Consider the following 23,592-nt stretch of genomic DNA (forward strand, 5'->3'; position numbering starts at 1 on the left):
GCCGGGTCGACTACTTTCGCAGCAGGTTGGCGAAGGGGTTGTTGCGGAATCCGGCGGCGTTGCCCGCCTGTCCTTGGCCCTTCTGCTGGCCCTGGCCCTGCCCCTGCCCGGGGCGGCGGTTGTCGCGCGGGTTGCCCTGGCCCTGGTGCTGGCTCTTCTGGTTGCCGAAGGCGCCGCCTTGCGCGTTGCGGGCGCCTGGCGCGGCGCCGCTGCCGCTCTTGGCGGTGAGGGAGATGCGCTTCCGCTCGAGGTCGATCTCGAGCACGCGCACCTTGAGCTTGTCGCCCACCTTCACCACCTCGGATGGGTCCTTCACGAAACGATCGGCGAGCTGGGAGACGTGGACCAGGCCGTCCTGGTGGACGCCGATGTCGACGAAGGCGCCGAAGGCGGTGACGTTGGTGACCACGCCCTCCAGCTCCATGCCGGGCTGGAGGTCGTTCATGGTGCGCACGTCGTCGCGGAAGCGCGGGGGCTCGAAGATGGCGCGAGGGTCGCGGCCAGGCTTCTTCAGCTCGCCGAGGATGTCGTTCATGGTGAACTCGCCGACGTCGGCGCCGAGGTAGCGCTTGGGGTCGATGCGGGCGATGGCCGTGGCGTTGCCGACGAGCGAGGTGACCTGCACGCCGAGATCGGCGGCGATGCGCTCGACGAGGGCGTAGCGCTCGGGGTGGACGGCGCTTCCGTCGAGGGGGTGTTCGCCGTCGTGCACGCGGAGGAAGCCCGCGGCCTGCTCGAAGGTCTTGGGGCCGATGCCGGGGACGTCGAGCAGGGCGCGGCGGCTCTTGAAGGCGCCGGCGACGTTGCGGTGGGCGACGATCTTCTTGGCGAGGCTCGGGCCGATGCCAGCGACGCGGGCGAGCAAGGGGGCGCTCGCGGTGTTCAGCTCGACACCGACCAGGTTCACGCAGCTCTCGACGACCTCGTCGAGCTTGCGCGCGAGGAGGCCCTGGTAGACGTCGTGCTGGTACTGGCCGACGCCGATGCTCTTGGGGTCGACCTTGACCAGCTCGGCGAGGGGGTCCTGCAGGCGGCGGGCGATGCTGATGGCGCCGCGCACGGTGAGGTCGAGGTCGGGGAACTCTTCGCGGGCGACGTCGCTCGCCGAGTAGACGCTGGCGCCCGCCTCGCTGACGGGGACGCAGAAGATCTCTTTCGCGCCGGTGTCACGGAACACGTCGCGCACGAAGTCCTCGGTCTCGCGGCCGTGGGTGCCGTTGCCGACGGCGACGGCGTGGGGGGTGTACTTGGCGAGGAGGCGCTTCAGCTCGATGCGGGCGCGCTCGGTCGCGTCGGCGCCCTGGACCAGGTAGAACGTGGTGTTCTCGAGCATCTTGCCGGTGTCGTCGACGACGGCGCACTTGCACCCGGTGCGCTGGCCTGGGTCGATGCCGATGACGGTCTTGGTGCCGAAGGGCGCAGCGAGGAGCAGCTCGCGGAGGTTCTGGGCGAAGACGTCGACGGCGGCGCGATCGGCGGCCATCTTGAGGTCGACGCGGACGTCGCTCTGGACGGCGGGGACGAGGAGGCGGCGCACGGCGTCCTGCGCTGCCTTGGTCAGCTCGGAAGCCCAGGGGGAGCTCGGCTTGACGCCGACGGCGGCGTGCATCGCGGGGGCGTGCTGCTCGGTGTCGATGTCGAGGGTGACGCGGAGCACGCCTTCGGCCTCGCCGCGGCGGATGGCGAGGAAGCGGTGGGAGGGGATGGATCCGACGGGCTCCTCGAAGCTCGCGTAGGTGTCGAACTTGGTCGCCTTCTGGGCGTGGTCCTCGCTCTTCTGGACCTTGATCACACCTTCCTTGGTGAACGCCTCGCGGTAGATGCGGCGGACGTCGGCGTGCTCGGCGATGCGCTCGGCGCAGATGTCACGGGCGCCGAGGAGGGCGGCGATGACGTCGGGGACCTCTTTCTCGGCGCTGACGAAGGTCTGGGCCTCGGCCTGGGGATCGCCTTCGAGGGCCTGGGACCAGATGCGGTCGGCAAGAGGCTCGAGGCCGCGCTCCTTGGCGATGATCGCGCGGGTGCGGCGCTTGGGCTTGTAGGGTAGGTAGAGGTCTTCGAGCTCGGCCTTGCTGCCGCAGGTGCGGAGCTTCTTCTCCAGCTCGGGGGTGAGCTTGCCCTGCTTCTGGATCTCGGCGAGGACGGTGGCCCGGCGCTCTTCGAGCTCGAGGAGGTAGGCCCGGCGCTCTTCGATGGCGCGGATCTGCACTTCGTCGAGGCCGCCGGTGGCTTCCTTGCGGTAGCGGGAGATGAAGGGCACCGTCGCTCCCTCGGCGAGCAAGCGGACCACGGCGGTGACGCCCGAGCGGGGGAGGCTCAGCTCCTCGGCAAGGGTCGGGACCGGGTCGAACGTGCTCGTGGGAGTCGCGGCAGAGGGTTCCGTCATGCGCGGCCACATAGGCGGAGGGTGCACGCGCGTCCAGGCTTGACTTGTAGCAGCGGTAGACGCGGGAGGTCGGCGTCCCTCATGAGTCGTTTCGATGCAGAGCTTCGACGAGGTAGGTCAGCATCCGGTGCGTCAAGCCCCACACGATGTGATCCCCCACCCGGTAGCAAGGCAGCTCCAGGGGCTGCCCTTCGTGGAGGTACGGGGTGGTGCCGTCGAGTTCGCCGCGTGCCAGCGGGCCGATCGGCGTCCACAGCGCCTCGACCAGCTCTTCGTTCAGGTTCAGCGCGGCGTCCGAGTGGAGCGCGAACACGAAGGGCGCGATGACCATGCCCACCCGGAGGCCACGCGCCATGGCGGGCACGTCGGGCAAGCGCACCAGCAAGACGCCGTGCTCGGCGAGGTCGAGGCCGATCTCTTCGCGGGTCTCACGGACCGCCGTTGCGAAGAGGCTCTCGTCCGCCGGCTCGCGCCGTCCGCCAGGCATGGCCATGTGGCCAGACCAGGGATCGCCGATGCGCTCGGCCCGCCGGACCAGGAGGACCTCGGCGTCTTCTCCTGGCGCCGAGGAGGGTCGCAGGATGGCGGCGACCGCCGCCTGACGCTCGGTCGAGGGAGAGTCGAGGTCGATGGCGCGCCCCCCGATCCGACGGGTCACGGCCTCCAGATCGTAGGAAAGAAGCCCCACCCGGAGAGGGCTAGCCGGCCGGAGGGGATGCGTCAAACCGGCCCGACAGGAGAGCACCACCCCGAAGGACCATCCGCGTCCGCGGACAGCCCCAGGGCTGGATCAAGGCGTTCTCGTGGGGCAGGTCCCAGGCGACCAGATCCGCCTGGAGGCCCGGTCGGAGAACGCCCACCGACGCCTCCAGGCCGAGGGTGCGGGCTGCCTCGCGGGTGGCGCCGAGGAGGACCTCGGCAACGGTGAGTCCATAGAGGCGGGCAGCAAAGGCCATCGCGAGCGGCAGGCTCTCGGTCGGGGCGGTGCCGGGGTTCGCATCGCTGGCCACCACGAGCGGGACGCCTGCAGCGCGCAAGGCGTCCACGGGAGGGGGCGCTTGTCGCAAAGTGAAACTCGCCAGGGGCAAAAGGGCCGCGGCGACGCCCCGAGCCGCCAGCGCCTCGATACCGGCCGGCCCCACCTGCTCCAGGTGATCCGCGCTCGCTGCGCCGAACTCCGCCGCGAGTTCGGCGGCGCCGACATCGGCGAACTGGCCCGCGTGGAGGCGCACCCCGAGACCGAGGTCGCGCGCACGGGCGAGCAGGGGCCGCGTGTCCTCCACGGAGAAGGCGCTCCGATCCACGTAGGCGTCGACGTACCGACAGAGGCCTGCGGCGGCGATGGCGGGCAGCCAGCGCTCCGCGACCTGGCGCGCATAGGCGCTGCGGTCTCCGTGAGCCTCGGGCGGAACGGCGTGGAGGGCGAGGTACGTGGGGACGAGGCGGGGGAGCGAGGCGTCACGACCCGCTTCGGCCACGGCTTCGAGCTGTCGGCGCTCGGACGCTTCGTCCAGCCCGTAGCCGCTCTTGGCCTCCACGGTCGTCACGCCGAGCGTGGCCATGCGGCGGAGCCGCTCGACCAGCGTCGCCGAGAGGGCCTCGACCGAGGAAGCCCGCACCGCGCGCATGGTGGACACGATGCCGCCCCCCGCCGCCGCGATGGCCTCGTAGTCACCTCCCGCGAGCCGAACGGCGTACTCGGCGTCGCGCGAGCCCATCCAGGGAGCATGGGTATGGGCGTCGACGAGACCAGGGGTCACCACCCCCTCGACGGCGTGTACGCGCACGCCCCCAGCCTCGCTCCCGAGCAGCTCGGCGCGCGCTCCCACGGCGCGAATCACCCCGTCCTCGACCAGCACGGCGCCGTCCTCGACGACACCCAGGGGGTCGCCCGGCCGCGTCCGGGCCGGATCGCAGGTGATCACCCGGGGTGCGACGATCACGAAGCGCGCGGCGCTCACGCTCCGGCCTCCCGGCCATGCTCGGTCGGGTCATTCCCCTGCCCTGCCTGGCTCGCCCCTGCGGTGAGCGCATCGAGCAGCGCGCGTGCTTCGGCGCTGTCCAGCTTCGCTCTCAGGGCGTTCTCGGGGAGCGGCCTCGGTGGGTAGCGCCGCCGCGCAGCGAGGCTGCGTGTTCCGGCCTCGGTGCACCGTGCCCGGAACGCCGAATCCCGCTCGGCGTGCGCCACGAGCGCGGCATGGACCCGCGCCTGCGCATCCTCGTCGCTGCACACGAGGACCACGTCGCACCCCGCCGCAATCGACGCCACGGCCGCGTCCTCGACGCGGTGCAGGGCCGAGATCGCAGCCATCTCCAGGTCATCGGTGAACAGGACGCCCTCGAACCCGATTTCGCCGCGCAGCAGGTCGGTGCAGACCGCCCGTGACAGCGTGGCCGGCACGCCGGGGTCGAGCGCGTCCACCACGAGGTGCGCCGTCATCATCGAGGCCACCCCTGCCCTGGCGGCCGCGCGGAACGGCGGAAGCTCGATGTCGTCGAGGCGGGCGCGATCGTGAGCGAGCCGCGGCAAGGCCAGGTGGCTGTCCGTGTCGGTATCCCCGTGTCCAGGGAAATGCTTGCCGCACGCCAGCACGCCCCCTTCCTGCATGCCCTCGATGAACGCGACGCCCGCGGCGGCGACCCATGCCGGATCGTGGCTGAACGATCGGTCGCCGATCACCGGGTTCCTGGGGTTCGAGTCGACGTCGAGCACCGGGGCGAAGTTCAGGTTGAAGCCCGCGGCGTGAAGCTCTTCCGCCACGGCGCGGGCGGCGCGCCGGATCAGCCCGATGTCACCCGTCTGGCCGAGCACGCGAGCGGCGGGCAGCTTGAGGACCGGCGCGGGCATCCGAGCGACCCGACCCCCTTCTTGATCGAGCCCGATGAATGGCGGCATCCCCGAAGGGGCCGCATCGAGGAGCGCGTGACACGTCCGCGAGGCCGTCGCGAGGTCGGGCAGGTTGCGACGGAAGAGGATCGCCCCCCCTCGCCGCCCGGCGGAGAGCTCATCGAGGAAGCGCTTCGAGGGCTCGGTGCTCCGGAAGCCGCCCACGACGAGCTGCCCGCAGAGCACCGCTAGTTCGAGATCAGACACCATGATTCTCCGACGAATGCGCCGCACGACGATCGCCCGCGCCTTCGCCCCCTTCGTAGACGAAACCGCCGCGCGCGCCAATCTCGGCGCGCATTCCGCGTGCTGCGATGACACCAATTCGCGCTGCGGAATCCCCCGACTCATTCTACGGGCTCCAACCCATTCCAAGACCTGCGATGCCCGGAGCGTATCCTCGAATTCATCGTCACGCATCGACGCGCGCAACCACCGGCGCGTGTACAGCGAGGAACCTTGTGTCACCATGAAACGGCGTCGCAGGGGACGAGACTGCGTGTTAATGACTGGGCTGGAGGCGGGCGCGAGTTCGCACGACGACGCGTCGCCACTGAGTTCTATGATGAAAGTGGGCCGGATCGTGATGATGCGGCGAAGGGTGGGGCCGCAGGCTGCGGTCATCGCGTGATGCTGGAAGAGCCGAACGCAAACCTCCCGATGCCACTTCTTTCGAGCCTCCTGGGGTCCGATTCCCTGGAGCCGCCGTCCGGGTGGTGCCCGCCGAAGGTATTCGAAGAGTATCGGCTGCTCCGGCTCCTTGGCTGGGGGGGTATGGGGGAGGTGTACCTCGCCCAGGACGCGCTGCTCGAGCGGCTCGTCGCGGTCAAGTTTCTGAGCGCAATCGATCCGGATCACGATGGCCGCGATCTGCTCCTCCAGGAAGCTCGCGCCGCGGCACGTCTCCAGCACCCGAACGTGGTGTCCATCTATCGCGTCGGAGAGATCGACGCTCGCCCCTTCATCATCTCCGAGTTCGTGCGAGGCACCAGCCTCGATCTCCTCGATCATCCGCTGCCCTGGACACGTGTCCTGGAACTCGGCATCGGTCTCGCACGAGGCCTGGGCGCGGCCCATCGGCGCGGCGTCTTGCACCGGGACATCAAGCCGGGCAACGCGATCCTGACGGAAGACGGAGAGGTGAAGCTGCTGGACTTCGGCCTCGCGAAGCTCGTCGAGCACGGGGCCGCGCGCTCCACGCCGAACCCTGCCACGCTGGCCGTCGCTGCTGCCGTGGCGCAGCTCGACTCGGATCCGGCGCCGCCTTTACCTCCCGAGGACGCCCTGGCGCTCGGTCATGTCGCAGAGGCCACCGACATCACCTTCCGCTGCGTCGTCCCGCTGTCGCCGACGACGTCGGCCATCTCGGGAGAGCGCGCGGTCACGAGCGTCACGGCACTCCAGGGTACGCCCCTCTACATGGCGCCAGAGCTGTGGATCGGCGAAGCCGCCTCGCCCCGCACGGACGTCTACGCCCTCGGCCTCGTGCTCTACGAGCTCTGCGCGGGGGAGTTGCCGCACGCGAGCTTGCCCATGAACGAGCTGCCCCGCGCGGCTCGCTCCCAGGACATCCCCCCGCTCGCCACCGTCGTCCATGGCGTCGATCGCCGCCTCGCCAGCGTGGTCGACAGGTGTCTGCGGCGTGATCCGGCCGAGCGGTACGCCTCGGGCGACGAGCTGCGCGAAGCGCTGGAGCAGCTCATCACCGCGACGCGCAACACGGCGATGCCCGAAGGCAACCCCTACCGCGGCCTGCTCCCGTTCGATGCCGAGCACCGGGCTCTCTTCTTCGGTCGCACCGCCGAGATCGGCGCCGTCCTCGATCGCCTGCGCGCCGAGCCCGCCGTGATGATCGCGGGAGACTCCGGCGTCGGGAAGTCCTCCCTCTGCTCGGCCGGCGTCATCCCGCTCGTCCTCGACGGCGCGCTCGGTGATGGACGCACCTGGACGACACTGCGTGTGCCTCGCAGCAAGCGCCGCTTCGCGGCGGCCCTCGCCCGGATCCTCGGCGAAGAGGAGGAACGCTCCCTCGCCCGGCTCGCGGATCCCATCGCCCTCGCGCGGGACGTGCACCGGCGCCTCGGCCCTGGACAAGGGCTGCTCCTGTACCTCGACCAGGTCGAGGAGCTGCTCACCCTCACCTCACCCGAGGAGGCCCAGACGCTCGGCGAAGCGCTCGGTCAGCTCGCATCACGCGCCCCCTGCGTGCGGCTGCTGATGACCGTGCGCAGCGATTTCCTCACGCGTGCGGCCACGATCCCTGGCCTGGGGGACGTCCTCGCGCGCGGCCTCTATCTCCTCCGGCCGCTCGCCGCCGACCGGATCTCCGAGGCGATCGTGGGACCTGCACGGGCCAAGGGCGTCGCTTTCGAGTCCACCGCCCTCATCGACAAGCTGGCCGCATCGACCTCGAGCGCCGAGGGCCTGCCCCTGCTCCAGTTCGCGCTCGCCGAACTCTGGGACGCCCGCGCCCACCCGGACGCGCCCATCACCGAGGCTGCACTCGACGCCATCGGTGGCGTCGCCGGTGCCCTCGCGCGCCACGGGGATGGCGTGCTGCTGGGCTTGCCCGAGGACCAACGATCCACGGCCCGCCGCCTCTTGCTCGCGCTCGTCACCCTCGAGGGCACCCGCGCGAAGCGCAGCGAGGCCGAGCTGTTCGCCGGAGATCCCTCGGCCCGCGAGGCGCTGGAGGCGCTGGTCAGGGGTCGCCTCCTCGTCATGCAGCAAAGCGACGAGGGCACCACCATCGAGATTGCTCACGAAGCCCTGCTCCGTGGCTGGGGCACCCTCCGACGCTGGCTGGACGAACAGCAAGGCAGCCGCCCGGTACGCCACCGCCTCGAGGCCGCCGCCGCCGAGTGGGAGCGCCTCGGAGGCACCCGCGATGCCCTGTGGGGCGGCCGCCAGCTCGAAGAAGCCACGCTGCTCGACGAAGGGGACCTCGGCCCACGCGCGCGCGACTTCCTGCAGTCCTCGCGGCACGCCGTCCGCGGGCAGCGCCGCGCCCGCACGGGAGCGTTGCTCGGGATCCCGCTCGCGGCCCTGCTCGCCTATGGTGGCATCCAGCTCGCCCACCGCCGCGAGGTCACCGCCCACGTCACCACGCACCGACGCGAAGCGGCTTCGCTCGCCCAGCAGGCACTCGAGAAAGAAGCAGCGCTCGGTCCCTTGAGGACCAGCGCCTTCGCCGATTTCGACGGCAGCCGCGAAGAAGACGCCGAGCGGCGCTGGGCCGAGGTCCTGACGCTGGCCGCCACCGCCGAGCACCTCCGTGTCCGGGCCGGCCTCGCCCTCGAAGCGGCACTCTCCGTCGACGGTGACAACACCGTGGTGCGTTCCGAACTCGCCGACCTCCTGTACCAGCGCGCACTCGCTGCGGAGCGCGATGGCGCGCATGCGCGTCGCGACGAGCTGCTCGACCGGCTCGCCGTCTACGACAGCGCCGGCGAGCGCGCGTTGAAGTGGCATGCGCCGGCCTCGCTCTCGCTGGAGACGACCCCTCCTGGAGCGCACATCACCCTGGCGCGTTACTCCACGCAGGAACACCGCGCGCGACGCCTCGGCGAAGCGAGGGAGCTGGGTCACACGCCGCTCCCCGCCATGGATCTGCCCGCCGGCTCCTACCTGCTCACCGTGGAGGCCGAGGGACGCGCCCCGATCCGCTACCCGGTGTTGCTCGGTCGGGATGAACGGCTTTCGCTGAATCTCTTCCTCCCGCCCGCCACAGCCATCCCCAGCGGCTTCATTTACGTGCCGCCAGGCCGCTACCTCTCGGGCAGCGCCGCCGACGACACCCTGCGCCAGAGCTTCTTCTCGGCGAGCCCGCTGCATCCGGTGACCACGGACGCGTATTCGATCGCGCGTCACGAGACGACGTTCCAGGAGTGGATCGAGTTCCTCGAATCCCTGCCTCCGGGAGAGCGCGCCCTCCGCACCCCCAAGGTCGGCGCGGCGGGCCTCGCGGGTGCCCTCGAGCTGCTCCGGCTCCCCGACGGCACCTGGCAGCTCTCCATCCAGCCCACCACGCAGCCCCTCACCGCCAGAGCTGGGGAGCCGATCACCTACACCAAGCGCTCGCGTCATGCGGGGCAGGACTGGCGGCATTTTCCGGTCAGCGGCATCTCCCGACATGACGCCCATGCGTACACTGCCTGGCTCCGCGCCACCGGGCGTGTCCCAGGCGCACGCCTGTGCACAGAACAGGAATGGGAACGAGCTGCCCGAGGCGCTGATGATCGGGAGTTCCCTGCTGGCGATGTCCTGGAGCCGCATGATGCCAACATCGACTCCACCCATGGCTCGGACATTGCAGCACGCGGACCCGACCAGGTTGGTCTCCATGCGGGCTCGCGTAGCCCTTTCGAGGCGGATGACATGGCCGGGAACGTCTTCGAATGGACGACCTCCGCGACGCCTGGCGGTCCCTCATTCATCCGCGGCGGTGCCTATTACTACGAGGCGCTGACGGCCCGGATCGCCAATAGAACTCGATTCGCAGAAGACCTACGAGACCCCAGGCTCGGCCTGCGCGTCTGCGCCGCCCCCCCGGCGGAGTCAGCGCCGCGTGACGCGCTTCCTGCGCGTGACGCCGGGAAATGACGGCCCCTAGCCATTCATAAGAGGAAACTTCATGCGTTTTCATTGCACGATTGCGATCGTGACGTGGTCCTCCGTCTTCGCCGTGGCTTGCACTTCGAGCGCCTTGCCCTCGGATGCGTCGGAAGACGTCGCGGGTGCCACCAGCGGGCTCGCCTCCAGCAATGGCCTCAGTCTCAACGGCGTCCAGATGAACGGCGTCCAGATGAACGGCGTCCAGATGAACGGCGTCCAGATGAACGGTATCAGTCTCAATGGGCTGAGCCTCAATGGTGTGGAAATACACGGCGCGGAACTCAAAGCGATACGCGCCGACAATGGGGAGACGATGCGCGGCACCGCCCTCCTCGGGGCCACGATGCAAGCCGTGCTCTCCGATGGCCGGGAGATCCTGCTCGAGGTGAACGACATCCAGCAATCGACGACGCCCGACGTGTATCTGTACACCATCAAGCACTGGACCGGCGACGCCTGGGATGATCTGTGCAGGGTCGAGGGAGGGCAGCCGACCCGTGCGATCCCGCTGAGAGGCCGCTGGGATTACTCCTCGGGCACGCCCACCGGCGGCGACTTCATCGACGATCCGGACATCTTCACCTTCGCTTGCCTCGACGGCGCGCTCGCGAAATGTGTCGGCCTCGGTTACGAGCCCTGGAAGACGAAATCGGAGTGTCATCAGGGGTCATGCCAGGACGTCGAACTCCGCCCGCTGCATCAAGCGTGTACCCGGTTGCTGCGTGGTGATTACTGTGGCGATGGCACGACCCACACCACGAACGGCACCCTGGTCAATCTCTGGGACCCCTTGAACATTCAGGTGTCGGCCAACCTCGGGAGCGGGTGGGCGTCGGAAGCGGAGTGGGGGGCCGAGGGGGCGCTCTGCATCGCCACCACCCGGCACGAAAGCCAGGCCGCCTCCGACTACGTCGATGCGCACTGCCGCGAGCGGAAGACCGCAGCCTTCTCCTGCTTCGGCAGCATGTCCACGTTCGGCGCGGCCATGGGCTTCACGACGCCCCTCTCCGAGCGGAGCCTGCTCCGCAACGAGTTCCAGCTCGACGACGAGGACTGACACGACCGGGACCGGCAAGGCGTCGCCAGCGTCCGCGTGGGTCAGGGGCGCTCTTTCGAGGGAGTCCCCGCACTGCCCTGGTGATCGCGCAGCGCTCCCACCGTGAGCGCCACACCAGCAGCCGTCACCAGCGTCGCCCCGGCGAGCTGGTGGGGCCCGGGAGCTTCCCCCAGCGCGATCACGCCCAGCACGTGCGACAGGACCACCCCCAGGTAGCCGACGGTGCCCACCCGTGCGGCCCGGTCCAGCGCATACGCTCGCGTCATCGCGAGCTGCGCCAGCCCGCCAGAGATTCCTGTGGCGAACAGCAGCAGCGCGCCCTTCGCGTCGGGCACCTCGAAATCCGGGATCGAGAGCACCAGCATCGCCACGCTCGCCACCAGCGAGAAGTGGAGCGCCACCGCTTCCGGCCCGGGCGCCGGCTGGTCCCCCGTTCGCTTCATGCTCGACCCGAGCTTCCGCAGCCAGATCATCGCCATGGCCGATGCCAGGGCACCTGCGGTCGCGATGAAGGCCAGGTGGCCTGCCAGTTCGAGCTGAGGGCCGGCCACCAGGGCGACCCCCAGGAAGGCCACCAGCGTCGCGCCCCAGAGCCCGCGCGAGCCGCGCTCTCCCAGCAGCCGGGGCGACAGCAAGGCGACGAAGATCGGGCTGGTCGCCCCGAGCGTGACCACGTCACCGAGCGCGAGCAGCGGCGCCCCCAGGGTCAGGAAGGTGCAGTACATCGCGACCGTCCCGCAGAGGGCACGTCCCCAGGCGAGCGGTCTGTCGCTGGGCTCCACCCGCAGAGGCGCCCGGCGGACGAGCGCGAATGCCAGCGCGATCCCGGCCCCGACGAGCGCTCGGAACGTCGCGACCTCTGCCCACGGCACCCTTGCCGAGGCGAGCCGCGCCGCCACGTTCATGACGGCGAACAGCGTCGACGCCAGGGCCATCCAGAGCAACCCCGCGACCGGGTTCGTCTGGCCACTTGCCATACGCGCTGCGTGCCGCTCGGCCTCGGCCAGAGCGATGGCGTTGGCCGCTGGGGGGTGTGCGGCGACCGCCCCCTGCGACGTAGGTGTCTGCACAGCGCGCTGACGACTACCACGGGTGCGCAGGGGGTGCCCTGGAATTTTTCAATGGCACATCCAGGGTGTTCCCGCCCTCGCTTGACGCCCTTCTCGACGCGCAGGACGCTCTTGCGTCGATGCCGGCCAACCTCTCGCCGGAGTACAGAAACGCCGAAGCGGCTTACCGCAATGCGCGGACGCCCGACGCGCGCCTGCTCCACCTCCGGGAGATGCTGCGCACGCTCCCCAAGCACAAGGGGACCGATCACCTCCACGCCGATCTCAAGACACGCATCAAGGCCCTCTCGGATCAGCTCGCAGGCCCGAAGCGGGGCGTCCGCACCGGGACCAGCTTCAGCGTGCGCCCCGAAGGGGCCGCTCAGATCGCGCTGCTCGGGCCTCCCAACGCTGGCAAATCGAGCCTCCACGCTCGCCTCACGGGCTCCGGAGCGGAGGTCGCGGCATACCCGTTCACCACCCGGCAGCCACAGCCGGGCATGCTCCCCTTCGAGGACATCCAGTTCCAGCTCGTCGACCTGCCCGCGATCTCGGCGACGGCCATGGAGAGCTGGCTCCCCAACACGTTGCTCCATGCCGAGGCCGCACTCCTGGTGCTCGACCTGCACGATCCAGCCGCTCTCGACGACCTGGCGGGGCTCTCCCGCAAGCTCGCGGAGAAACACATCCTGCTCGATGCCGAGCCCTCCCGGAACGCGCTGTTCCAGGAGGAGGAGGGCCTGGACGGGTTCCACGTCCAGCGCCTCCCCACGCTGCTGGTCGTGAACAAGTGCGACCTCTTTCCAGGGGATGCCGACGCCGCACAGGCCGAGGCGCAGGTCGTCCAGGAGCTCGCAGGCACGACCTTCCCCGTCGTCTGCACCTCCGCCGAGACGGGCGCCGGGCTGGCGCCCCTCGGTGCCTGGCTCTTCGAGCGGCTCGGCGTCGTCCGCGTCTACACGAAGGTCCCTGGCCAGCCCCCCGACACGGGCCGCCCCCTCACCGCACGGCAGGGCGCCACGGTGCAAGACGTCGCCGGCCTGGTCCACCGCAGCCTCTCGACCGAGGTGAGATCAGCGCGACTCTGGCGCAAGGACACGTACAGCGGTCAGCACGTCCCACGGGAGCACGTCCTGCTCGACGGTGACGTCATCGAGCTGCACGGCGGCTGAACCTCCCGACCGACCCGAGGGCCTTCACCCGGGTGGCGATGCCGCCGGGTCCCTGCGTCGACGCTCGTTTGCATGGGCGAGGACCATCTCCCGGGGAGGAAACACCGAAAGCGCTGCGCCGGCGACGAACGGCGATGGATCGGTCTGGAGCGCAGCGAGCTGCTCCAGCCGCTCCGGCGTCCAGCCCCGCTCCGGACCAGCATCCCGGACGAGCGCCCAGACGGCGACCCGCCTGGCTTCCGGGCTCACGCTCCTGCGCAGCCGGTCCAGAAGCGGCGCCAGCTCCATCGCGGGGAGTGCGTCGATCGCGCTGCGACACGCCTCCAAGGCATCCGCCGAGAGGCCTCCTTGCTCGCCGAGGGCAGCGAGCCATTCCGCGAACTCCTGCCCCGCCATGGCCGCTGCGGCGCAGCGCACACGCAGCGCGCTCCACCGGGGATCGTCCGCCAGCACCGCCTCGGCCGCGCGGGCGAGCGCGATCCACACCGCGCGCCCTTTGACGTTCACCGAGACCAGCGCCGAGACCGCCACGTGCAGGCACCGCGCATCGCTCAGCGCCACCCGCAGCAAGCCAGGAAGGCGCGCCACATCGTCCTCCGCGCAGCGCTGGAGGATCGCTGTGACGGCAGCCCTCACCTCGTCGTCGTAGACCGACACCAGACGCGCCGCGACCGCCGCCAGGAACGTGCGTTCTGGATCGCTCACCGACAGGGACCACGCCCTCAGGAGGAGATCGATCCGCGCCTCGGGCTCGGGACGCGCGAGGACCCGCGCGAGCAGCGCCGACAGCCTCTGGTCCGCCTGCCGGGTGAGCCTGTCGGCGGGGATGTCCCCCAGCCGTGACGCCATCAGCCAGTCGATCCCCGTCACCGCGCGCTCGAAGACACCCCACGTGGGCTCCCGATCGAGGTGATCCCACAGGGCCCGCAGCAAGGCGATGCGCACATCGCGGTGCAGCGTCGTCCCGTCGAGATGCACCAGGTGCTCGTAGGCCGCCTCCAGACGCAGCGTGCCGATCAGCCGGACGACCTCCTTGGCCACCGTGACCTTCGCCATCGGCACCCCGCACAGGAGCCGGAGCGTCTCGCGCGGCAGCACGTCCTTCAGGGCCCGGCGCAGCCCGTAGATCGCGATGCGCGCACGGCCGTCTTCGAGGCAGCGCAGCAGCGTGGGCAGGCACTGACCCTGATCGCAGCGCGCCATCACCCGGATCGCCCGCTCCTGCACGGCGGGGCGTGCGTCGTCGGCGAGCGCCGCCAGGGCATCCATCGGCGCAGAGTCCAGCGCAGAGAGCAGGGTCAGGAAGCGCCACACGGTCGGGATGTCGCGGTCCGCGTCGCTCATGACCGCCGTGACGCTGCGGGAGAACGACACATTCTGCGGTGGCGTCCAGCGATGGAAGCCACGCTCGAACGGGATCACCCACGCCGTCTCCCCTGTCGCGAAGCGACCGCGCATGGTCCGGATCTCCAGGAAGGGACCGAGCAGATCCTGTCGGCGCAGGTGCAGGTAACGGCACACGGCGGGGATGCAGATGATGCTCTCGTCCTTCTCGAGCAGCTCCGGCACCAGCCGCTGGAAAACGGCCGGAGCGCGTGCGCTCAGGATCGAGAGCGCCTGGACGGCATGCTCGTTACGACCCTCCCCGCGGCAGATCCGCTCCAGCGCGCCTTCGAGCGCCGCGGGGAGCGGTGGCTGCCTCCGCCCCGGCTTGTCCACGCTCGCCGCCAGGGTGAGCACCTCGGCAACCCAGCCTTTGTCGAGCCACCGCCCCAGCACCTCGGCCAGGTCGGCCTCGTAGCGAGCCCGGTCGAAGCGCCGGAAAAGCAGGTACACGGAGAGGGCAATGCTCCCCCAGGCCGTGATCCGCGCCGCCTTCGCCAGCAGATCCGGCAGGCCAGTGACCAGGGGGAGGCGCTCTCCGAGGCTCTCTCCGAGCGCAAGGAGCTGAGGGACACGCTCCCTGCTGCTCCAGGCCTTCGCGACGCCCAGCAAGACCGTCGCCGCGGCCCGCACCTCGTCGTCCGACAGATGCAGCCCGATGCGCGCGTCATGCAGCGTCCCTCGCTCCTTGAGCAGCGTACCGAGCCAGCCGGCCCCCCAGGCAGGATCGAGCCGGAACGTGCGCCGGAGCAGCGTCTCTGCCGCCTGGGCGGTCCCGTGGGAGAGGTCCCCAGCGTCGAGCGCGTCGCGCAAGATCTGACCGATCCCGGCGGTGTGCTCCGGACGCCACACGGCACGCGGCCACGTGCAGAGCGCGAGCAGCATCGTGTGCCGCACGGGATCCTGCTCGTTCTTGCGGGCCAGCACCATGCCGAGCGCCTTCCCGGCCAGGGTCTCCTCCTCGGGCCGGTACCCCGGAATCGCCAGCAACGCCGACAGCGCCGCGCCGCGCATCGCCCCCTCGGGGTGCCCGAGATACGCGCGCAGCGCGACGCTCGCCTCCTCCCATGGCAAGAAGCGAACATGACGAATCCGCTCTCCAGGGCGGGTCTCCAGCGCGACCACCTCACCCAGATGCCGCCGCGCCTCGCGCTCCTGGAGCTCCACCGGCAACTCCGCCACCACGTCGACCGGGATCACCCCATCGCTCCCCCGCGTCGCGATGCTCCAGCGCTCCCACACCGCGAGACGACGCGCCGGATCCTGGAAGCGCTTCAGCAGCGGCGTCCCCCAGGCCGGGTGCCGTTCTGCCACGTCACTCCACGCCTCGACGACGGCCGCGAGCTGCTCCTCGGAGAGCACCTTCACCAGCTTCTCCGCGGAGCCCAGAAGGCCAGGCTCTCGGCGCACGAGGCGCCCCAGCACATCGACCCCGAACGCCGCAGCGCCTCGTGCGAACGGCGCCCCTGGGACCTGGAGTCCCTCATACCGCTCGATCAGCGCGAGCGTCGCTTCCGGTCGAAGCGCAGCGAGCGCCACGAGATCGGCCACGCGACTGAAGATCCCGCGACTGAACAGCAACTCGAACAGCACCAGCGCGACGTCCGGTGCCCGTCGCGCAAGGCGTGGCGCATGGGCCTCGATCCGCTGCCGGGTGACCGGATCCGGCTCCCCCGGGACGGCACGGAGCCGTTCGATCAGCAAACGTCCCAGCGTGTCCGGTGCATGCTGCGCCAGCCGGCTCCAGAAGGTGCGGCTCGGGCGCGCCTGCGCGCGCTCGAGGTGACGGCGGATTCCTTCTGGCGATCCCAGCGACACCAGATCGGCGAAGTCTTGAAGGCCCGGCTGCTCGGCAAGCCAGTCGAGGTAGCCGTCCACCACGTGACGACGGCCGCTGCCTGCGAGCGCAACGAGGATCTTCCGCTCACGCCGCAGCGAGAACGCCATCTTCAGCGCCTCCAGCGCCTGCGTGTCGTCGCACACGAGCGGCACCAGCTCGAACGCCAGCGAGCGCAGGCTCCGTGACGCATCGGCCATGAACGCCAGCAGCCGCTCACCATCGCGCAGCGTGTGCTGCGCATAGAGCGCGAGCCGCCGCTCGTAGACGTCGCCGCGGGCGAAGGTATCGATGACGAGCAGCGCTTCCCGGTCGTTCCTCGCCAGGCGCCCCAGCTCCAGCATCCGCTCGATTCGACCACGGTGATGGGTCTGGAGCAGCTCACCCCGCAGCACCGAAAGATCGAACCGGCTCATCCGCAAATCCTCGCCCTGATCGCGCCAGAAAGGAAGAAGCGAGCCGCGCCACACGTGACGCGCAACGAGACATCGTTCGAGCCCCATCGATCCAGAGGCGCGCTTGACACCCTTGCATTCGCACGCCTAGCGTGGGTCCCGATCGACGAGAGACCCGCCAGCGCCATGCAGAGCGCGAGAGAAAGGGTAATTCGATGACGACACTGGACGTGACCGGCGTGAACCCGCACGTACCGAATGCAGCACGCCTCTACGATCACCTCCTCGGCGGGACGAGGAACTTCGAGGCCGACCGCGCAGCCGCGGCGCAGATGACGGCGCTCCTGCCCGCCATGCCGAAGTGGATCCGCATGCTCCGGGCCAGCCTTCAGCAGTTCGCCAGGCGGCTCGCCAGCGAGGGATTCACCCAGTTCATCGACTTTGGCTCAGGGCTCCCCACAGAGGATCACGTGCATGCCTCGGCTCCCGGTGCGCGGGTGATCTACTCCGACAGGGATGCCGACACCGTGGCTCATGCCCGCGTGCTCGTCGGTGACGATCCGAGCGTGCTCTACCTGCAGAGCGACGTGCAGGCGGCGAAGGAACTGCTCGAATCCGAGGTGGTGCAGCGCTTCACGGGCGGAGAGCGCCGCGTCGCCTTCGGGGCGAACGGCCTCACGGTCTTCATGAAGGAAGACGAGATCCGCACGTTCTGCCGCGACCTCTACGACTGGGCAGCGCCGGGCTCGAAGCTCTTCCTGACCTACGAGACCAAGGATCTCGCCAAGACCACCCCCGCCTGGGAGCAGTTCGAAGCCTCGTTCCACAGCATGGGCGAGGCCTTCCAGCTCTTCACGCTCGAGGACTACCTGGACATGAGCCGTCCCTGGACCCTCGACGCGAACGGCCCCATGCCCCTCGAGCGCTTCCTCGGCTACCCCGAAGGCTACATCACGGAAGCCGATCGCGAGGGACTCGGCCTGGAGTTCTATGCCGTCATCTTCGAGAAGACGTAACCGCTCGCCACGGCCGTGAAACCTTCCCGTCACACGCCCCTGAAGGTCGCGCTCCGCTGGTTCGCCGCGGTCGCCCCCGTCGCCGCCCTCCTCGACGCTCCACCCGCCCTGGCCCAGCAAGCGCAGCAAGCGCCGGGCGTCACCGAGATCGTCCCACCACGCCTCGATCCCATCCCCGAAGTCCCGTACCCCGAAGGCGGCGAAGGGGACGCCGAGGTCGTGCTGCTCCTGGTCGTCGAGCGCGATGGCACGGTGAGGTCCGTCGAGGTGCAGAGCGGAGAAGAGCCCTTCGCCTCGGCAGCGAAGCGCGCCGCGGAGAGCTTCCGGCTCACACCGGGCACGCGCAAGGGTGAGCCCGTCGTCTCCCGGGTCCGGTTCGCCCTCGGCTTCAAAGCCCCGCAGCCCGTCGAAGAGCCCGAGGAGCCCGAGGTCGCTCAGCCCGCCACGAGCCAGCCTGGCGCCGGACAGCCCGGTGCGTCCCAGGGAGCAGGGGGCAAGCCAGCGCCTCCCCCCGAGCCCGAACCGATCGAGGTCGTCGTCCGCGCCGAGAAGCCTCCCCCATCGGCGAAGACGCTCACGCGCGCCGAGGTCCGCCAGCTCCCCGGCGCGTTCGGCGACCCCTTCCGCGCCATCGAGGTGCTCCCTGGCGTCACCCCCATCGCCTCCGGCTTGCCTTACTTCTACATCCGCGGCGCGCCTCCCGGGAACATCGGCTACTACCTCGACGGCGTCCGCGTCCCTTACCTCTTCCACGCTGCCGCAGGCCCTTCGGTCATCCACCCGGGCCTCGTCGAGCGCGTCGACCTCTACTCGGGCGGCTATCCGGCCCGCTTCGGGCGCTTCTCCGGCGCCATCGTCTCCGCCGAGACCACCGAGCCGAACCCTGACTTCCACGGCGAAGGCAACTTCCGCCTCGTCGACGTCGGCGCCCTCGTCGAAGGCAGCTTCGCCGACGGACGCGGCACCGCCCTCGCCTCCGCGCGTTACTCGTACACCGCCGCGGTCATCTCCCTCATCTCGCCCGAGCTGCGCCTCGACTACCGTGACTACCAGGCCCGCGTCACCTACGACATCACCCCGCGCGACCGCCTCACCCTCTTCGCCTTCGGCTCCTACGACCTGCTCGCGCAGGAGCTGAACGGCATCGAGACCGTCATCTTCGGCTCCGAGTTCTACCGCGTCGACGGCCGCTACGACGTCCGCCTCCCCAACGAAGGTCGCCTCCGCTGGGCCGCGACGTGGGGCTTCGATCAGACCCGCATCGCCGACCAGCGCAACGCCCGCGACCTGCTCGGCGGCACCCGCGTCGAGCTCAACCAGCCCATCAACGAGAACCTCACCGTGCGCAGCGGGTTCGACGTCCTCTTCGATGGCTACAAGGCGGATCAAGCCACCTATGGCGACCGCGAAGACCCGGATGTCGCGGCGTACAACCGGCTCTTCCCGTCACGCACCGACGCCGTCGCCACCCTCTGGGCCGATGCCGTCTGGCGCCCCAACCGCAACGTCGAGTTCACCCCTGGCATCCGCACCGACGTCTTCCATTCCAACGGCGCGTACGCCGTCGGCTTCGACCCACGCCTCGGCCTCCGCGTCGACGTCACCAGGCGGCTCCGCCTCCTGCACGCCATCGGCCTCGCGCACCAGCCGCCATCGTTCATCATCCCCATCCCAGGGCTCGCCATCGCGAACCTCCGCGATGGCCTCCAGCGCTCCTTGCAGACGGCAGCCGGCGTCGAGGTCGATCTTCCGGCGAAGATCACCGCCACGGTGACCGTGTTCAACAACCTCTTCCTCAACATGAGCGACACGGCGGGCGTCCAGCCCCCGGGCAACGACCAGAACCAGGTCCCCCGCAGCCTCGGCGTCTCGCGCGGCCTCGAGGTCTACATCCGCCGCAACCTCACGCAGCACCTCGGCGGGTTCATCTCGTACACCCTCGCCCGCTCGACACGCACCATCGGAAACTTCACGTTCCCGTTTGCCTTCGATCGCACCCACGTCTTCAACGCCGCCCTGTCGTACGACCTCGGCCGTGGCTGGCGCGCAGGCAGCCGGTTCACGTTCTACACCGGCGTCCCGAACTTCCAGACCCCTCCAGGCATGCCCGAAGGCTTCCGTTTGCTCAGCCCCGAGCGCGAGCCTGGGTTTTATCGTCTGGACGCGCGGATCGAGAAAAAGTGGACCCTCGGCAGGACGACCTGGCTCTCGTTCGTCATCGAAGCGCTCAATGCCACACTCAACAAGGAAACCATCAACGGCAACGAGGTGGGTCCCGTCACCGTCCCGAGCCTAGGCTTGGAAGGCGGCTTCTGAGATCCTGACCCCATCCCCTGGAGCGAGGACGCCATGCACCCGGATCACCCTGCCAGCCCTCTCACCTCGTCTCGGTCCTCGAAGGCGCTGGCCCTCCCCTGCTCCGCTGCTCGCTGGGTCCGCTCCGTGCTCCCGCTCGCGGCCTGTGTCCTGACGGGCTGCCTCCCTGGTGATACCCGCCCCGTCCCGGAGAGCTTCTACGTCAGCGTGGAGCCGAGCGAGGCCTTGCGCTCCGGCTTCGACACCGACGACGGCTGGCACATCACCTTCGACAGGCTCGTGGCCGCGGTCGGCAACATCGACTTCATGTGGGAAGACACGAGCTGCAACACCTACGCAGAAGCCCGTTACGATCGCCTCTTCGACTTCACCCGCATCGAGCGTGAGAAGGTCGGCACGGCCTACGGGATCGGCACCTGCCGCGTCGAGTTCCGGCTTCGCTCCCCGTCCCTCGACACCATCCTCGGCGCAGGCGTCACGCAAAAAGACGTCGAGACGATGCGCCAGCGCGGCACCGACAGGTTCGCGACCGACGAGCAGGTGAGCGTCATGGTCACCGGCAGGGCCACCCGCGAGGGCGTCGAGAAGCGCTTCGACTGGCGCTTTCGCCGCTCCTACGAGATGAGCAACTGCAAGGCCGAGGAGGGCGGCTTCATCACCACCGTGGAGCTCTCCGAGAACGGCGCGAGCGAGATGCGTCTGGAGCTGCGTGCCGAGGAGCTTTTCCGCGTCACCGCGGAGGAGGAGTCGGGGTTCCACTTCCAGCCCCTTGCCGACGCCGACACGGATGGCGACGGCGCCGTCACCTTCGACGAGCTCTCGAAGGTCGAGGTCACGCCCGGTCCTCTGGGTGGCACGGGTGGAGAGGGTGGCGGGACCGGGGGAGGCCTCGGCTCGGGCGCAGGTCAGCCGAGTGGACCCATCGGCCCCATCGACATCCCCGGAACCCCGGCGACGCTGGAGAGCCAGATCTACGTCTATCTCCTCCCCCGCATCCTGCGCGTCGCTGGCGGCGGCACCTGCGAGATCGAGCACCGCGACAGCTACCGCCGCTGACACGCGTCGCCGCGGGCCCCGCACTGCGTCCCTGACGCCAGCACGGCCTCCTCGTCCTCCGCCCCGTCGAAGATCCACGCCTCGTCGCCGCAGGTCATGGCGGCTGGTGGCGTCGGATGCGACGCGCTCCTGTCGCCCATCCGATTTTCGTCCCATCCGGACAGAACGATTTCGATGCACCCGTCCGGGGACCAGTACCTTGTTCCCCAAGTTCGCCCGGGGTCCTTGGCCGAGCGCTCTGCGAAGAAAGCAGGGGTAGCCACCCTCGGGAGCGCAGGGGCCGACAGGCCCCTGATTCAGCGTACGCAGTGCTAGCCCGGAAGATGTCCGAGCCCGTGGGCTTGAGGGAGCGAAGAGTCCATCTCGTTTCTCCGCGCCTCCGCGTCGAGACGCTTCGCCTTTCCTCGCACGCCGACGCCATGACGGTAGCTCAGCTCTCCGCCCAGCCATGCGCTGAAGGCCAGCAGCCCGAACCCCACCGTGGACAGCGTGAGCCCCAGGGTGCGGCGCCCCCGCTTGCGCGCCACCAGCGAGCCACCGTAGAGGCCTGCAACGACGACGTTCGCCACCCCATGCACGAACCCGAGCCGCCTCGCGTCGCCACGGGTGTCCGACCAGTCGGCCATCCCGGCGACGGCAGCAGCCGCAGCGCCCACCAGACCGATCGTGTGGACCAGATCCGCTCCCTTCCGGAAGCGGCGGGTCCCGCTGACGAGTTCGATCGTGTCGAAGACCTGAGCCGTCATCCAGGCGCCGATGGGCAGATCCGTGAGGACGGCATGAAGCGGGTGACCGAGCCAGCGTCCATGCAGGACGTCGGCAACCTCCATCGAGCGGTGGACCACCGGATGAAGTGCCTGCTGAACGGGTTCGGCCGCCTGATCGATCCACTTCTGTGACGAGATTCCCAGGTCGATCTTCTTCGCCATGTTCGCCATGCAATCCTCCAGGGGGTCATGTCACCGGGATGCATGCCGTCGCGGTGTGCACCGACGAGACGCATGACCAGACGGCGTACCAACTTCGCCCCCTGGACCATTCACGCCATCGGTCTCGCGGCTCGTGTACCCGCTCCACCTCGACCGCCGCTCTCGAAGTCGGCTGCCGAGCGGTGTTCACGTCATGCCCGGTCTGGCTCCCCTGCCAGCGGAGAGCAAGGGATGGGCCTGACGTCGGGATGTGCAGAAGCGGGAAAAGGGGACGTCCCCTCCCGAGGGGATCTCGGCGACAGGAGCCGCGCGCAGGAATGTGAATGTCGCTTCGCACGACGTCGATCGACGCATGGAGTCGATCAGCGAAGCGGGCGTCTCTCCGCGCTCGACGGCGCACGCGAACCTCATTTCGCGGCCGAAACCCGACGCTCACGCCGCGTCGCCGATGTGTCGAAACCGTGACGAATTCTGGACGGGAAGCGCGCTTCGTGAGACCTCTGTCTTGCACATGTCGATCACCTGCCTCGGTAACACCCGTCCTTTTTGCGGGGGGGACCTGCACTGGGAAGAGTGGTCCGGGCCTCGACCTCACGGCGGTGGCGAGCGACGTCCCCTGGTGCTGATCCATGGGCTCTCCGACTCGTGCCGCACGTGGAACCTGGTCGCGCCCGCGCTCTCTGCCGGTCGACGCGTCTTCGCGCTCGATCTCCCGGGTCACGGGCGCTCGGCACGACCCGACGCCTCGTATGACGTGGCCTGGTACGCGGGCGTGGTCGCCGACTGGATCAGCTCCCTGGAGATCGACGAGTTCGACCTCATCGGTCACTCCCTCGGCGGCGGCATCGCCATGCGGTTGCTCCTCGAGCTACCCGGCCGTGTCCAGCGGCTCGCGCTCCTCGCGACCGGCGGCCTCGGCACCGAGGTGGCGCTCCCGCTGCGCCTGGCAGCGGTGAGTGGCTTCCTCGACCTGGCAGCTCCCCTCCTGATGGGCATGGGCACCCACGCCGGCATGATGATGCTCGGCGGCAACTTCAACGCCTCGGAGCGCCGGCACCTCGCCCGGGTGAACGCCACCCCCGGGACCGGGCGCGCCCTGTCACGCACGCTGCGCGGCAGCGTGGATCTCAAGGGTCAGGTCGAGCACTTCCTCGATCACTCCCACCGCCTCGGCGACCTGCCTCCGCTCGCGATCTACTGGGGTGACCAGGATCCCGTCATCCCGGTCCGCCACGCCGACGAGGTGGTGCGCTACCTCGAAGGCGTCCGGGTCCGGCGCTTCACCGGCGCGGGGCACTACCCCCACCGCGAGGCGGCCACCGAGCTGGTGCCCGAGCTGCTCCGCTTCCTCGAAGAGCCTCAGGCGACGCCCCGCATCCGCGCCAACATGCGCGCACCGCGGCGCGCTGCCCCCGCGCGGCCTCGCATGGCCATCCCGCTCGCTCGCAAGCTCGTCGGCCTGGTCTGAGCTCGGGAGCCGGCGGTGTGCGTCACG

The 23,592-nt window shown here is 69.8% G+C and carries 15 protein-coding genes; 7 read left to right on the forward strand and 8 right to left on the reverse strand.

Translation table 11 applies throughout. The annotated features are described in order from the left end of the window. Positions 1 to 10: 10 nt before the first annotated feature. From CMC5_RS25765 to nagZ, 4 genes are all read right to left on the reverse strand, one after another. Positions 11 to 2,386, reverse strand: a complete 2,376-nt coding sequence (locus tag CMC5_RS25765; protein WP_050432901.1) for a Tex family protein — start codon at positions 2,384 to 2,386, stop codon at positions 11 to 13. A 79-nt stretch (positions 2,387 to 2,465) separates the two neighbouring features. Beyond that, positions 2,466 to 3,044, reverse strand: coding sequence for an NUDIX hydrolase (locus CMC5_RS25770; protein WP_245677756.1), 579 nt, complete (start codon positions 3,042 to 3,044; stop codon positions 2,466 to 2,468). 40 nt (positions 3,045 to 3,084) lie between these two features. Further along, a complete protein-coding gene (hutI, locus tag CMC5_RS25775; protein ID WP_050432903.1) occupies positions 3,085 to 4,347 on the reverse strand; it encodes an imidazolonepropionase in 1,263 nt (420 codons plus the stop codon). Next, entirely contained in the window at positions 4,344 to 5,483 is a 1,140-nt protein-coding gene (nagZ, locus tag CMC5_RS25780; RefSeq protein ID WP_082362792.1) for a beta-N-acetylhexosaminidase, read from the reverse strand. Before nagZ ends, hutI begins: the two co-directional genes overlap by 4 nt. Before the next feature lie 420 nt (positions 5,484 to 5,903). Between nagZ and CMC5_RS25785 the strand changes: the two genes are divergently transcribed. Together CMC5_RS25785 and CMC5_RS25790 are read left to right on the forward strand one after the other, a co-directional pair. After that, the gene (locus CMC5_RS25785) at positions 5,904 to 9,875 is read left to right on the forward strand and encodes an nSTAND1 domain-containing NTPase (protein ID WP_245678587.1); all 3,972 of its coding nucleotides are present in this window, start codon (positions 5,904 to 5,906) and stop codon (positions 9,873 to 9,875) included. A 58-nt stretch (positions 9,876 to 9,933) separates the two neighbouring features. Beyond that, complete coding sequence (locus CMC5_RS25790) at positions 9,934 to 10,944, forward strand: ADYC domain-containing protein (protein WP_156338869.1); 1,011 nt, start codon at positions 9,934 to 9,936, stop codon at positions 10,942 to 10,944. Positions 10,945 to 10,985: 41 nt separating this feature from the next. Here CMC5_RS25790 and CMC5_RS25795 read toward each other — a convergent pair whose 3' ends face one another. Next, on the reverse strand, positions 10,986 to 11,921 hold the full coding sequence (locus tag CMC5_RS25795; RefSeq protein WP_156338870.1) for a DMT family transporter: 936 nt from the start codon (positions 11,919 to 11,921) through the stop codon (positions 10,986 to 10,988). A gap of 212 nt (positions 11,922 to 12,133) precedes the next feature. On the opposite strand from CMC5_RS25795, the gene CMC5_RS25800 reads away from it, so the two are divergent. Then, on the forward strand, positions 12,134 to 13,165 hold the full coding sequence (locus CMC5_RS25800) for a GTPase (RefSeq protein WP_050432906.1): 1,032 nt from the start codon (positions 12,134 to 12,136) through the stop codon (positions 13,163 to 13,165). A 24-nt stretch (positions 13,166 to 13,189) separates the two neighbouring features. Here the strand turns inward: CMC5_RS25800 and CMC5_RS25805 are convergent, their stop codons facing one another. Then, positions 13,190 to 16,801: a hypothetical protein gene (locus CMC5_RS25805; RefSeq protein WP_245677758.1), complete on the reverse strand. Its 3,612-nt coding sequence runs from the start codon at positions 16,799 to 16,801 to the stop codon at positions 13,190 to 13,192. Positions 16,802 to 16,995: 194 nt separating this feature from the next. Between CMC5_RS25805 and CMC5_RS25810 the strand changes: the two genes are divergently transcribed. Genes CMC5_RS25810 through CMC5_RS25820 form a run of 3 tightly spaced genes read left to right on the forward strand, consistent with a single transcriptional unit; the run spans position 16,996 to position 21,168 of the window. Further along, positions 16,996 to 17,796, forward strand: a complete 801-nt coding sequence (locus tag CMC5_RS25810; protein WP_050432907.1) for an SAM-dependent methyltransferase — start codon at positions 16,996 to 16,998, stop codon at positions 17,794 to 17,796. Positions 17,797 to 17,811: 15 nt separating this feature from the next. Beyond that, positions 17,812 to 20,112, forward strand: coding sequence for a TonB-dependent receptor plug domain-containing protein (locus CMC5_RS25815; protein WP_050432908.1), 2,301 nt, complete (start codon positions 17,812 to 17,814; stop codon positions 20,110 to 20,112). Positions 20,113 to 20,145: 33 nt separating this feature from the next. Further along, a complete protein-coding gene (locus CMC5_RS25820) occupies positions 20,146 to 21,168 on the forward strand; it encodes a hypothetical protein (protein WP_050432909.1) in 1,023 nt (340 codons plus the stop codon). On the opposite strand, the gene CMC5_RS44925 is transcribed toward CMC5_RS25820, so the two are convergent. Both CMC5_RS44925 and CMC5_RS25825 read right to left on the reverse strand, forming a co-directional pair. After that, complete coding sequence (locus CMC5_RS44925) at positions 21,156 to 21,308, reverse strand: hypothetical protein (protein ID WP_156338872.1); 153 nt, start codon at positions 21,306 to 21,308, stop codon at positions 21,156 to 21,158. The two genes, CMC5_RS25820 and CMC5_RS44925, sit on opposite strands and share 13 nt — an antisense overlap. A gap of 171 nt (positions 21,309 to 21,479) precedes the next feature. Further along, on the reverse strand, positions 21,480 to 22,097 hold the full coding sequence (locus tag CMC5_RS25825; RefSeq protein ID WP_082363516.1) for a DUF2231 domain-containing protein: 618 nt from the start codon (positions 22,095 to 22,097) through the stop codon (positions 21,480 to 21,482). Between the two features lie 511 nt (positions 22,098 to 22,608). Between CMC5_RS25825 and CMC5_RS25830 the strand changes: the two genes are divergently transcribed. Further along, positions 22,609 to 23,565: an alpha/beta fold hydrolase gene (locus CMC5_RS25830; protein ID WP_245677760.1), complete on the forward strand. Its 957-nt coding sequence runs from the start codon at positions 22,609 to 22,611 to the stop codon at positions 23,563 to 23,565. The last annotated feature ends 27 nt before the right edge of the window (positions 23,566 to 23,592 follow it).

The organism is Chondromyces crocatus, from assembly GCF_001189295.1.
GTDB lineage: Bacteria > Myxococcota_A > Polyangia > Polyangiales > Polyangiaceae > Chondromyces > Chondromyces crocatus.

What these genes read in the sequence shown, in the direction of transcription:
- CMC5_RS25765 (WP_050432901.1), bottom strand. Translation starts at nt 2,386, where the DNA reads ATGACGGAACCCTCTGCCGCGACTCCCACGAGCACGTTCGACCCGGTC.
- nagZ (WP_082362792.1), bottom strand. Translation starts at nt 5,483, where the DNA reads ATGGTGTCTGATCTCGAACTAGCGGTGCTCTGCGGGCAGCTCGTCGTG.
- CMC5_RS25785 (WP_245678587.1), top strand. Translation starts at nt 5,904, where the DNA reads ATGCTGGAAGAGCCGAACGCAAACCTCCCGATGCCACTTCTTTCGAGC.
- CMC5_RS25795 (WP_156338870.1), bottom strand. Translation starts at nt 11,921, where the DNA reads ATGGCAAGTGGCCAGACGAACCCGGTCGCGGGGTTGCTCTGGATGGCC.
- CMC5_RS25800 (WP_050432906.1), top strand. Translation starts at nt 12,134, where the DNA reads ATGCCGGCCAACCTCTCGCCGGAGTACAGAAACGCCGAAGCGGCTTAC.
- CMC5_RS25805 (WP_245677758.1), bottom strand. Translation starts at nt 16,801, where the DNA reads ATGAGCCGGTTCGATCTTTCGGTGCTGCGGGGTGAGCTGCTCCAGACC.
- CMC5_RS25810 (WP_050432907.1), top strand. Translation starts at nt 16,996, where the DNA reads ATGACGACACTGGACGTGACCGGCGTGAACCCGCACGTACCGAATGCA.
- CMC5_RS25820 (WP_050432909.1), top strand. Translation starts at nt 20,146, where the DNA reads ATGCACCCGGATCACCCTGCCAGCCCTCTCACCTCGTCTCGGTCCTCG.
- CMC5_RS44925 (WP_156338872.1), bottom strand. Translation starts at nt 21,308, where the DNA reads ATGGGCGACAGGAGCGCGTCGCATCCGACGCCACCAGCCGCCATGACC.
- CMC5_RS25825 (WP_082363516.1), bottom strand. Translation starts at nt 22,097, where the DNA reads ATGGCGAAGAAGATCGACCTGGGAATCTCGTCACAGAAGTGGATCGAT.
- CMC5_RS25830 (WP_245677760.1), top strand. Translation starts at nt 22,609, where the DNA reads ATGTCGATCACCTGCCTCGGTAACACCCGTCCTTTTTGCGGGGGGGAC.